Raw genomic sequence first — 12,863 nt, 5'->3', positions numbered from 1 at the left:
AAATGAGTTAACCACCCTTGGTTAACTCATTTTAAAAGAATTTCATAAAGGATGAGGAAAGTATAATGAAAAAAATGTTTATAAAATCATTAATATTAACAGCATTAATTTCAACAGCTATATCGCTAAAAGCTTTTGCTGCAGTTGATGGATATATATTAAAAGATAACACTGAAACTGTATATCAATATGATTTAGAAGAACTTAAGGATTCTTTGATAAATAATACTTTAGGAAACAATGATCCTTTATTTAATGAGTTTGAGGCGAAATTGAACACTGCAAAGCTTGACCTAATTCATGATAGCGAAGGTAAGTATGTAAGCTATGAGGAAGTAAAAGCTATTCTTTTAAATAAAACACTAAATAATGAAAATTTTGATTTAGACAATGAAGTAAAAAACTCAAAAGCTTCAGAAGTTCCAGCAATTATTGAAACTATCAAAAAAGATAATGGTAGTATATCAAAAGAATTGCTTATTTTGAAAGAGGGAACAGTTATTGAAGGAAGCAAAATTGATAAGGATAAATATAAAAGTATACATATAAAGGCTGATAATGTTACTTTATCAAATCTAGACATGTCAGGTGAAATTTTCATCGATCCAGGCAGCTTAGGTAAAGTAAGAATAGACAATGTTAAATGTGGAAATGTAAATATATTATCTGGGGATAAAAAAGGAATTGTATTTAATAAGGTTGAAAGCAAGGAAGTTAAGATAGATGATAAATTAGGAATTGAGGTTCAATATGAAGATGGAAATCCAGGGACTACTACTGGTGGATCAACAGGAAGCGGAGGAAGTTCAGGCGGAAGCAGTGGAGGCTCAGTAGGTGGTGGAGGAAATTCTGGACTAGATGAAGCCACTAAGAACAGCATGCTTGCAAAAGCCAGCAGTCAGCTAAACCAAATTCTAAGCCTTGTACAAACAGAAAATGAAAAACAAGTTGTAACTAGTATAATAAATGGAATTACTAAAGCATCTAATGATTCATCCTATGATTATGCAGCAGATGTTGCTGAAACAATGGCGTTATACAATAGTCTAACAGCAGCTGAAAAAGCAGATTTACAGGATAAGATAATGAAAAATGTAGACATAATTAATTTGTATGGACTAATGAGTGCTTATGGCTTAGAACTATAAATTAATACTGAATAAAAGCATAATACTAGCTAGAACGGGGGAAAAAGCTTAATGGAAGAAGAAATAACTTTAGATCTGAGGGAATTCCTTGGGATAATCATAAAAAGAATTAAAATGATAATTGCAATTACTTTAGCAGCAACACTAATTTCAGGAATCGTAAGCTTTTTAGTTATAAAGCCAACCTATGAAGCAACTCTAAGTGTTTTTATTGGAAAAACTTCAGATGCTAAAAATGATACAGTATCCTATGATAATTCAGATATTATGATGTACCAAAAGTTAGTTAAAACCTATGCACAAATCGCTACTTCAAATGATGTGGCAGAAAAGGCTTCAGCACAACTAGGAGATAATCTAACTGCAAAGCAAATACTAGACATGGTGAAGGTAACTCCTCAACAGGACACTCAGATAATGGACATAAAGGTGCAAAGTAAAAATCCAGAAGAAGCAAGGCAAATTGTTGAAAAGGTAACTGCTCTTTTTATAGAGAAAGCAGAAAAAGTAATACCAAATGGTAACGTACAAATTTTGGACAAGGCAAAAACACCTGAAAACCCAATAAAACCAAATAAAAAACTAAACCTAGCAATAGCCTTTTTCTTAGGCTTAATGGTTTCTGTAGGTTTAGCCTTTGTTCTTGAATACATGGACAACACCATAAAGTCTCAAGAGGACATAGAAAAATATTTAGAAATTCCTGTACTTGGAATAATACCAGAGCATGAAGCAGATGAATAGGAGGAATATATAATGCTAATCGTAGAAAAGGAGCCAAAGTCTATTGCAGCTGAGGCTTATAGAACTTTAAGGACAAACATTCAATACTCTTCCTTTGACAACAATATAAAAACTATCCTAGTAACCAGCTCAGGTCCCTCAGAAGGAAAATCAACAACTGCAGGAAATTTAGCTTTGTCCATGGCTCAAGCAGACAAAAAGATATTAATCATAGATTGTGACCTAAGAAAGCCAACAGTACATAAAAAATTTAACATTTCTAATGAAAAAGGACTTTCAAACTACCTAATAGGTGAAGTTAAATTAGAAGAGGTTATGACAAAGTATTCTGATAACTTATATTTATTAACCTCAGGAACTATACCGCCAAATCCTGCAGAAATTCTTTCATCAAAAAAGATGAAAGAATTTCTAGAAAGCGTGAAAAATCAGTTTGACTCAATAGTAATAGATAGCCCGCCAGTTTTAGCAGTAACTGATGCACAAATCTTATCCACTATTGTAGAAGGGGTGCTTCTTGTTGTGGCAACAGGAGAAACAGAAAAAGAAGCAACAATTAAATCTAAGGAACTATTAAAAAAAGTAAATGCAAATATATTAGGTGTTGTGATGACTAAAATGCCAGTAAAAACTGGTAAAGGCTATGGCTACGGATATGGATACGGTTACTATTATTACTATGGAGAAGATCATAAAAAACATACTAAAAGGGGTAAGAAGAAAAAATGATAGATATTCATTGTCACATACTCCCTGGTATTGATGATGGAGCAAAGGACATGGAAATGTCCCTTGAAATGCTCAGAATAGCTGAGGAGGATGGCATAAAGAAAATTATTGCCACTCCTCATTTTTATAGAGGTTATTTTGAAAATCAATACAAGGATATAGAAAAAAGTGTAGAAGAATTAAACAAAGCTGCAAAAGAAAATAACATTAATGTAGAAGTACTACCAGGACAAGAGATATTTTTGGATAATCATACCCTTCAAGATTACAAAGAGGGAGCAATTAACTGCTTAAACTATTCAGGCTATATGTTAATAGAATTACCCAATAAAGAAATTCCTAAATACACCTTTGATATCATATATGAATTAAGGCTTCTTGGAGTAAAAACTATTATTGCACATCCAGAAAGATATTATTTTGTAGAAAAGGATATAAAGATATTAAATAGATTTATTGAAGAAGGATGTCTCTTTCAATTAAATGCTACAAGCCTAAATGGAACCTTTGGAAAAAAGATTCAAAAGACAGCAATAAATCTAATGAAAAATGGTTTATGTAATTTTGTAGCTTCTGATGCACACTCAACTACAAGAAGAATACCAAAATTAAAATCAACTTTAATGGAGATTAAGCATCAGAATAAACAAATCTATGAAAAAGTCATAAATAATGCAAATAATTTGTCGAACAGAACAGAGAGCTTGTATAGTAATAGAAAAATCAAAGAAAATAAGGAGCTTTTAGCAAGATTTAAAAGAATTATTAACATAAACTAGTATAATATTCATAAATAAGAGAATATGCCTTATTTTGCATAAAAATTCAAGTTATTTTTTTGATATAATTGTTAATATAATGTGAACGAAATTCATTTTGAAGTTTAATTGGTAGAATTTACTATTAATTTATAACCAAATTATAACATTTATTAAAGAAATATGGTATAATTATCTTGTTGTGTACAAATTGGCAAAAGGGGGCAGGACTGTGCAGGAAATAGAAGTACAAGCTGAAAGAAAGGTTTTAAATGAATTTGAAAAATCTATAGTATACTACTTCGCAAAAAGGACCATGGACATTTTAGGTTCTTTATTTGGCATTATTATTTTATCTCCCTTAATGATAATTGTAGCAGTACTTATAAAAATAGATTCTAAAGGGCCAATTTTCTTTTCACAAAAGAGAGTTGGAATAAACGGGAAATGCTTTAACATGCACAAGTTCCGTTCCATGGTGGCAAATGCTGAGGAACTCAAGGAAAAGCTGAAGGAGAAAAATGAAATGTCTGGGCCTATGTTTAAAATGAAGGAAGATCCTAGAATAACTAAGATTGGAAAATTTATTAGAAAAACAAGCATTGACGAATTGCCTCAGCTTTTTAATGTTTTAAAGGGGGAAATGAGCTTGGTGGGACCAAGACCAAATCTTCCTAAAGAAGTAGTACAGTTTACAGATTACCAAAAACTTAAGCTTTTAGCAAAACCAGGACTAACTTGCTATTGGCAGGTAAGCGGAAGAAGTAGTATTGGGTTTGAACAGTGGATGGAGCTTGACGTTAAATATGTAAAAGAGAGAAATCTTTGGGTAGATGTTAAGTTGATTTTAAAAACTGTTAGAGTTTTGTTTGGTGATGAGAATGCAGCATAGGGGGACAAAGGAAATGTTATATCCTTTAAAATTTAAGCCTATTTTTAAGGATTATATATGGGGAGGAAGGAACTTAGAAAAATTAAATAAAGAGCTACCACAGGGTAATGTAGCAGAAAGTTGGGAAATTTCTTGTCATAAAGATGGAATGAGTATAGTTCAAAATGGACATCTAGCTGGGAAGTCACTTGAAGAAATTATAAGTATTTATGCTGAAAAGTTATTAGGTACATCAATTGTAGAAAAGTTTAAAGATAAATTTCCACTAATAATAAAGTTTATTGATGCTAATAAGGATTTATCAGTCCAAGTTCATCCAAATGATGAATATGCAAGGATATATGAAAATGGGCAAAATGGGAAAAATGAGATGTGGTACACAATTGACTGTAAACCTGGTGCTAGAATAGTTTATGGACTTAAGGAAGATGTAACTAAAGAAAGGTTTTTAAGTAGTATTAATGAAAATAAAATCAAAGATTGCTTAAATTACATTGAAGTATTACCAGGAGATTTTGTATATATTCCATCAGGAACAATTCATGCAATAGGAGAAGGAATTGTTATAGCTGAAATTCAACAAAGTTCTAACTTAACATATAGAGTTTATGATTACGATAGAGTAGATAAGAATGGAAATAAGAGAGAACTTCATGTAGATAAGGCTTTAGAGGTTATAGATTTTAATACTATAAAGACAGATAAGCAAAAAGATAATAAAATCAATATAGGAGGCAATTCTACAATGCAATGCAAGATTAAAAGCCATTGCTTTAATGTAGATTTATATGATATTAAAGAAGAAATAGATGAAGTTTCTGATAAGAATAGATTTTTTACATATTTGGTGGTAGAAGGTAAGGGAAAGATTAAATATGGTGATGAAACTATGGATATAGATGTTGGAGATAGTATTTTGATTCCGGCAGAGCTTGGGAAATACACAATTGAGGGACAGGGTAAGATGTTGAAGACGTATATTTTGTAAGTGATGCTACCATTGACTACTGAAGGGATAGGAGAGGTTTTAATGTTATGTGCACTTATTATGGCAGGTGGAAAGGGAACAAGATTCTGGCCACTTTCAACTGAAGAAAAACCAAAGCAATTTTTGAAATTGTTGAGTGAAGATACTATGATTCAAATGACTGTAAAAAGATTAGAAAAACTAATTCCTATAAATAGAATATTTGTGGTAACAGCAAAGCAATATGTAAGTTTAGTTGAGGATCAATTACCAATGCTACCTAAGAGAAACATAATAGTTGAACCTGTTGGAAAAAACACAGCTCCCTGCATTGCTCTTTCAGCCTTTGTTATTGACAAGTATTATAAGGATGCAACAATTGCGGTGTTGCCATCAGATCATTTAATATCAAGTGATGATAAATTTATAAATACATTAAGCAGTGCTTATGAATTTGTTGAAAAAGAAAATGAAGCTATAGTAACCTTAGGGATGAGACCAGATAGACCTGAAACTGGCTATGGTTATATAAAGTATACAACTAAAGCTTGTGATATAGGTAATTGTGAAATTAGAAGTGTGGAGCAATTTGTAGAAAAACCTAATGCAGAAAAGGCTGAAGAATATTTAAAAAATGGGCATTACCTTTGGAACGGTGGAATGTTCGTATGGAAAACATGTACTATATTAAATCTTACAAACCAATATTTAAATAGTACATACAATGTTCTAAGTGAAATCGCTGCTACAAGCGAAGAGGAATTCAATGAAGTTTTAGAGAGAAAATATCATGAAGTAGAAGAGATTTCAGTAGATTATGGAATAATGGAGAATGCTAAAAGTATTTATGTTATTCCAAGTGATTTTGGATGGGATGATATAGGGACTTGGTATGCCTTAGAAAGATATAGAGAAAAAGATGAGAATAACAATATATCTGTTGGAGACGTAAAACAGATTGATAGTTCTAACAATATTGTAGTAGGTAATAATAAGCCAATAATCATTACAGGAATGAGTGATGTTTTTGTTGTTGAAAGTGATAATGTAATTTTTATTGGTAAAAGAGAGAGTATTGAGAATATAAAAGAGATAAGAGAGATGTATAACGAAAAGTAACTTTTGGATGGATGTGTTTAATAAAATGAAGAAAGTATTATTTATTACGACTAGGTTGATCTATCCTACCAATAGTGGTAGAAAAGTTGTATTATATAATTATTGTAAAGGGCTTAAAGAATTATATGATTATGATGTATATTTATACAGTTTTTTAGAAGATGGGGAAACTAAAGAATTAAAACAGCCTAAATTTATATCAGATATATATTATGCTGAACAACCAGGAAAATTAGAGAAGTTTAAAAATATACTTATTAATAGTTTAATAAAGAAGAAATGGCCTTTACAGGTTTCACTTTATTACTCTAAAAAAACTCATGATCGGTTAATAAAAATAATTAATAAAATTTCTCCAGAAATTTTAATTTGTGATATGGCAAGAACAGCAGAATATTTAAGAAATATAAATATTCCAAATATAAAAAAGGTATTAGATATGGACGATTTGATTTCAAAAAGATATATTAGACAGGCTAATAATGATAATCTAAATATTAGCACTTTTGGTATATATACTCAAAAAATGCCTTTGAGTTTGAAAAAAATTTTAAATTATCATTTATTAATAAAAAAAATATTAAAATTAGAAGGAAAATTATTGGCTAAGTATGAGATAGGTGTATGTAATGATTTTGAAAAAATAATTTTTGTATCATCTATAGAAGCAGATGAATATAATAGAAAAACAAATAGCAACAAAGCTATTGACGTAACTATAGGTGTAGATTATGATTATTTTTCAGAGAAAGTTGCAAAAATAAAACAGCAAAATTTAATTGGATTTTTAGGAAATATGTATGTATCTCACAATAGAGATGCAGTTAGCTATTTTTTGAAAGAAATTTTTCCTGAAATTAAAAAAAATATACCTAATGTTAAATTTAGAATAATAGGCAGATGTAGTAATGAATATAAAATTCAGTTTAAAGAACTTGATTATTTAGAAGTAACAGGAGAAGTTGAAGACATTAGAGAATATGTTCAAGAATGTTCAGTAATGGTAGCTCCACTTACATATGGATCTGGTATAAAGACTAAAATACTTGAAACTATGGCCATGGGTACTCCAGTTGTAACTAATAATATTGGAGTTGAAGGTATTATGGTTGAGAATAATAAGCATATATTTGTCTGTGAGAATAAAAAAGATTTTGCAAGTAAGGTTATTATGTTATTAAAAGATGCTAATTTAAATATGCGCATTAGTGATGCTAGTAAAAGAAATATTTATAAAAGGTATACATGGAATAATACTCTAAAAAATATTAAATATATTATATAAAAACTTTTATATGAGGAGGAAAAAATGAAAATTCTTTTTATTACTCCAAATAATATTAATGAAAAAAATGGGGGAGGGATTAATGTAAAGAAATTATACTTAGGTTTAAAATCTTTTGAATCAAGTAATATATTAATATATTCTCCATCTAAACTTAAAGAAAGTTGTTCTGTAGCAAAAAAAAATAAAATTTATGATATTTTATCTAGAACTGTATTTCATTCTAATTATCTCTATATAAACTGGAAAATAGACAGACATAAACTTTTGAGATATAGACCAGACATAATTATTTTATCTAATAGTAGATTAGGTTTTATTGCAAAAGATATTAGAAAGAAAAATAATGATATACGAATAATAACTCAGTTGGATAATATTGAGTATGATTACTGTGAAAATTATGTTGAGAAGTATTATGGATTAAAAAAAATTTTTATTAAGCTAATAGAAAAGATAAGTGTAAGTAGAGATGAAAATAGTGCTCTAAAATTTAGTGACAAACTTATTTTTCTAACTGAAAGGGATAGGAAAAGAGCACATAAGTTATATAATTATTCTAATTCAAATGAATTTATACTTCCTATATGTTTGGAAAAAAGTAATATTAAACTAGTTAAGAATAATATGAAATTAAATTTAGTTTTTTTGGCATCTTTATGGTATGCACCTAATTATAATGGCATTTTGTGGTTCATAAAAGAAGTATGGAATAAAATTAATTTTATTGATATGAATTTAATTATAGGCGGAAACAGACCAAATGAGGAATTAATAAAATTTAATGGGATAAATAATATATATATATATGCAAATTTTAATAGAATAGAAGACATAGTTCCTCAAAATAGCATATTCATATCACCTATTTTTCAGGGAGCAGGTATGAAAGTAAAAGTTGCAGAAGCTTTATCATTAGGACTAGCTGTAATTGCTACTAAAGAATCTCTAGTTGGATATGAAGAAGCTTTAAATGATAACGAAAATGAAGTTATTTTTGAAGCAAACAATTCATCAGAATTTATAAATTTAATTAATAATGTGATTAATAAAAAAAATGATTATTGTTTAAATGAAAATAATGCAAAATATATTTTTAATAAGTATTATTCTATAGAAAGGGTGGTAGAACAATTAGATTCTATTGTTGAAATTTCATAGATGAAAGGATCCTTAATAATATGTATATAAAAAAGACTTCAGACAAGTTAATTAACATGTTAATAATATTTACCATATTTGATGCTTATAGTATTTTTTTTATAAAGGATTTTACTATAACTGTTGGAATTTTTATTATTGGGATTGTATGTATTCTTAAGATTATTGATTTTAAAAATTTTAGAATAGGATATAAATATAATCTTACTAATAAAGTTGCATATATAATGATAATTTATTGTATGTTTAATTTTTTAATTAACAATGGAAAGATAACAAGTTTAGTGTATACAATTTTTTTCTTAACTTTCCTAATTTTATCGTACCGCCAAGTAGAAGAAAGTGAATTTGAAAGAATTATAGATATATACATATATATAACTAGCATATTGTCTATATATGCAATATATCAGTTTTTGGGAAGAAGTTATGGATGGCCTTTAAGTAACTTATATTATGAACCTATTATGCAGAAAGGCTATAATTGGTCAAATTCAATATCTTTTGGAGGAAAGATATTCTTTAGGGCAAACGCGATATATAAGGAGCCTTCTCTTTTATCACAATATACTGCTCTTAGTATATGTTTCTTATACATAAAATTTTGGAATGAAAAGAATAAGGTTTTTTTGATATTAATAGTAATTGATATGATTGCTATTATTCTAAGTTTTGCTGGAACTGGAATTTTAGTACTTTTAGTATTTTTTACATTTAGAATATTTTCTTGGATTAAAAGTCATAAAAGAAAATTTAATCTAAAAAATTGTCTATTTATTTTTTTTATTATTTGTATAACAATATTAAGTATAAAAATTTTTCAAAATAATATTTATTTGCAAACTTTTTTAAATAGAAAGAATGAAATTTTTAGTAACACTAGTTCGGGTGGGATAAGATTCGTTGGACCATTTATTGCATTAAGAGAAAGTTTGCAAAACAATTTTTTCCTAGGAAATGGAATTGGAAATAGATTAATGTTTATTGAAAATTTAAGACTGGGTATTAGCACAGTAAGTTCACAATCTACATTACCTAGAGTTGGTATAGACCTAGGGATTATTGGACTAATAAATTTTCTACTTATATTATTTAGCTTGCTTTTATTTGATAAAAGAAAAAACCTTAATAATAAGTATTATTTTACAATTGCTTTATTTTGTTTTATTCAACTTTTTAATGGTGAGTATTTTTTAAGTGTAACTTATTGGGCTTTTGTATATTTTATTAATATAAAAATAAACTTAAAAAATTATAATAATAATTGTGATATTTTAGGTTGATAATAAGATGTTTTATATAAATTGTAATTTTGGGTGATTTTATATTTCTATTAAACTACTTAACATATTGAAAAAAAGAGGGAATATATTATGAAATTATTGTACGTTGGACATGCATTTGGGAATGTTTTTAGAGGTGGGGCAGAAATTCAAATGGAAAAGACTGCAAAAGAAATCAATAATATCCAAAAAGATATTGAAATTAATATTTATAATAAAGATTGTACTATAAACCAAATAAAGAAATATGAGATTATACATTTTTTTAAATCAAATGAATACTATTTGGAATTAGCCAAATTTGTAAAAAAACTAAATAAAAAGGTAGTAATAAGTCCAATTTATTTACCTAATTCAATGGATACATATACTCAATTAAAAGTTAAATCAGCTTTTAAAATATCCAAACTAGTACCAGAACAATTGTCTATACAAAAACGTATTATTAATCTTTGGAATTTAAGTGATAGAATTTACCCTAATACGTATGATGAATTAGAATTTATTAAATCAATAATAAAGAATGAAAAAAAATTTAAAAAAATTCATAATGCTACAGAAAATATACAGGATTACTTAAATGTTAAAACTGTATGCACAACACTGAGAAAGTATGGAATTGATCATTTGCATAAGCAATATATTTTGAATGTAGCAAGGATAGAACCAAGAAAAAATCAATTGAAATTAATAAATATTGCAAAAAAAAATAATTGGCCTTTAGTAATTGTTGGAGCGATAGGGAATAAAGACTATTATGATCAGTGTATTGAAGTGATAAAAGGGAGTCCTAATATTATAATTTTAGATGGAATATATGATAGAGGAGATTTAGCAAATTTATATTATTCATCTAAAGTATTTTGCTTACCTTCTACAATGGAAACGCCAGGGTTAGCGGCTCTTGAAGCATGCTCCATTGGGACAAATTCTATAATTACAAGCTTAGGAGGTACCAAAGAATATTTTGGAGATTATGTTTCATATATAAATCCATTTAATGATCAAGAAATTGAAAATACAATTAATTTAAAAATAAATGAAGATTGGAATAAAAATAACATAATGAGCGAATTTATTGTTAGAAATTATTCTTATAAAAATATAGCTGAGAAGTATATTGAAGAATATAAGAAATTATTAATTTAAGGAGTTTTATAGTGAAAATATTATTTATAATTGGTTTTTATATGTCAAATCATTCATATAGAGAAAATTACTATGCAAAACTATTAGAGGAATATGGACATCAAGTAAAAGTGATCACATCAGACATTTATTATCCATTTAGTAACTTAACTAAACAAAGGAGGCTAAACCTTGTTAGAGAAGAGGTATCTGACAAGTTTGTTGAAAGAAGGGAACATAAATTTCTTCTAAAAGATATGGTTTACTTTTCTTTCAAAGATGTCTTTGATACTTTTCGGCCGGATATAGTTCATTTAATGGAGGGGAGGCAGTTAATTAGTTATTTTGCATCTGAAGAAGCTAAGAAGAAAAATATTCCTGTGATTTATGAACATGAGCAAAGAACAGATTTTGGATCTTTCTTAGGAGTAATCCGTAATAAAATCATAAATAGGCATTTAATAAAAAATACAGCTAGAAATTCAACTGGAATTAGAACTGTAAGTAGAGAATCGTTAGAATATTTATCTAATATTATATCAACTGACAATAAAATTGTTGAAGTTGCAACATTAGGATATAATGATAAAATATTTAAAATGAACAATAGTTGCAGAAATAAAGTTAGAAATGAACTAAGCGTAAAGGCTGATGAATTTTTAATAATTACAAGTGGTAAATTTTTGGGAAATAAAAAGCTAAATTTATTAGTAAAATCATTCTTATCTGCTAAAGCAAATAATAGCAAGATGAGGATGATAATTGTTGGAGAGATTAATGAAGATATTTCAATATACTTAGATAATAGTGATATCATTATTATTCCACAATTAGTTAATGAAAATAGATTAAATGAATTATTTAATGCGGCTGATTTAGCAATTTGGACAAGATATACGATATCATATTTTCAATCACTTGGAACAGGATGCCCAATTTTAGTTCCAAATTTTAAATATACTCAACAATTGAGAGATAAAATATATGATAGTCAAGGTGTGAATCTATTTGAGATTCAATTTAATCAAGATGAATATTTATTTAAAATGGATGAAAGAGATATTGTTAAAAATATTAGTAAAGAAATTAGTAGTATATATAAAGGGAATTTAAATAGAAGAGTAATCTCATGTGAAAGTAAAATTTTTGCTTGGAGTCAAGTTGTGAAAAATTTGGAAAAACAATATTTAAATGTGATTAATAAGTTCAATAATCTTAAATAGTTTTAATGCCTTGCATTTATTTAAAACTTAATATACTAGTTATAAATCATTGAAATTTGGTAATATATTACATATGTTCTTTTATAGAGAGTACATTTAGGAGGAGAAATATGTTAGTATTAAAGGATGAACTTTTATCAAAACTAAAGAACAGAACTGCGAAACTAGGAGTTGTAGGACTAGGTTATGTAGGATTACCGCTAGCCGTAGAAAAAGCAAGAGCAGGATATACTGTAATAGGCTTTGATGTTCAAGAAAAAAAGGTAAACTTGGTAAATGAAGGACATAACTATATTGGAGATATTTTAGATGAGGATTTAGAAAATTTAGTTAAAGAAGGTAAAATAAAAGCTACTACTAATTTCTCTTTTGTTAAAGATGTGGATGCAGTAGCTATTGCAGTTCCAACACCACTTGATAAATTTA

13 protein-coding genes are annotated in these 12,863 nt (G+C 27.8%); all 13 read left to right on the top strand.

Features of this window, described 5'->3' with window-relative positions; all coding sequences use genetic code 11:
- Positions 1–65 precede the first annotated feature (65 nt).
- Positions 66–1,148 carry a hypothetical protein gene (locus tag CLHOM_RS03600; RefSeq protein ID WP_052220324.1) on the top strand — a complete coding sequence of 361 codons (1,083 nt, stop codon included), beginning with the start codon at positions 66–68 and terminating at the stop codon, positions 1,146–1,148.
- 51 nt (positions 1,149–1,199) lie between these two features.
- A complete protein-coding gene (locus CLHOM_RS03595) occupies positions 1,200–1,892 on the top strand; it encodes a YveK family protein (protein ID WP_052220323.1) in 693 nt (230 codons plus the stop codon).
- A gap of 12 nt (positions 1,893–1,904) precedes the next feature.
- Positions 1,905–2,621, top strand: coding sequence for a CpsD/CapB family tyrosine-protein kinase (locus CLHOM_RS03590; protein ID WP_052220322.1), 717 nt, complete (start codon positions 1,905–1,907; stop codon positions 2,619–2,621).
- On the top strand, positions 2,618–3,400 hold the full coding sequence (locus tag CLHOM_RS03585; RefSeq protein WP_052220321.1) for a tyrosine-protein phosphatase: 783 nt from the start codon (positions 2,618–2,620) through the stop codon (positions 3,398–3,400). Before CLHOM_RS03590 ends, CLHOM_RS03585 begins: the two co-directional genes overlap by 4 nt.
- A gap of 220 nt (positions 3,401–3,620) precedes the next feature.
- Positions 3,621–4,271, top strand: coding sequence for a sugar transferase (locus CLHOM_RS03580; protein WP_423230625.1), 651 nt, complete (start codon positions 3,621–3,623; stop codon positions 4,269–4,271).
- A 13-nt stretch (positions 4,272–4,284) separates the two neighbouring features.
- The gene (manA, locus tag CLHOM_RS03575) at positions 4,285–5,259 is read left to right on the top strand and encodes a mannose-6-phosphate isomerase, class I (RefSeq protein WP_074782755.1); all 975 of its coding nucleotides are present in this window, start codon (positions 4,285–4,287) and stop codon (positions 5,257–5,259) included.
- Positions 5,260–5,301: 42 nt separating this feature from the next.
- Positions 5,302–6,357, top strand: a complete 1,056-nt coding sequence (locus CLHOM_RS03570; RefSeq protein WP_052220319.1) for a mannose-1-phosphate guanylyltransferase — start codon at positions 5,302–5,304, stop codon at positions 6,355–6,357.
- Between the two features lie 25 nt (positions 6,358–6,382).
- Positions 6,383–7,642 (top strand): glycosyltransferase family 4 protein, encoded by a 1,260-nt coding sequence (locus CLHOM_RS03565; RefSeq protein ID WP_052220318.1) that lies wholly within the window; start codon positions 6,383–6,385, stop codon positions 7,640–7,642.
- Between the two features lie 24 nt (positions 7,643–7,666).
- The gene (locus CLHOM_RS03560; protein ID WP_052220317.1) at positions 7,667–8,803 is read left to right on the top strand and encodes a glycosyltransferase; all 1,137 of its coding nucleotides are present in this window, start codon (positions 7,667–7,669) and stop codon (positions 8,801–8,803) included.
- A 20-nt stretch (positions 8,804–8,823) separates the two neighbouring features.
- On the top strand, positions 8,824–10,086 hold the full coding sequence (locus CLHOM_RS03555; protein WP_052220316.1) for a hypothetical protein: 1,263 nt from the start codon (positions 8,824–8,826) through the stop codon (positions 10,084–10,086).
- Positions 10,087–10,176: 90 nt separating this feature from the next.
- Positions 10,177–11,235, top strand: coding sequence for a glycosyltransferase (locus CLHOM_RS03550; RefSeq protein WP_052220315.1), 1,059 nt, complete (start codon positions 10,177–10,179; stop codon positions 11,233–11,235).
- An 11-nt stretch (positions 11,236–11,246) separates the two neighbouring features.
- Positions 11,247–12,437, top strand: coding sequence for a glycosyltransferase family protein (locus tag CLHOM_RS03545; protein ID WP_052220314.1), 1,191 nt, complete (start codon positions 11,247–11,249; stop codon positions 12,435–12,437).
- A gap of 110 nt (positions 12,438–12,547) precedes the next feature.
- The coding region (locus tag CLHOM_RS03540; RefSeq protein ID WP_242846731.1) for an NAD(P)-binding domain-containing protein at positions 12,548–12,863 on the top strand (316 nt) is incomplete at its 3' end.

The sequence above is a fragment of the Clostridium homopropionicum DSM 5847 genome (genome assembly GCF_001263795.1).
Lineage (GTDB): Bacteria > Bacillota > Clostridia > Clostridiales > Clostridiaceae > Clostridium_H > Clostridium_H homopropionicum.
This window is presented reverse-complemented; position numbering and strand designations above follow the sequence as displayed.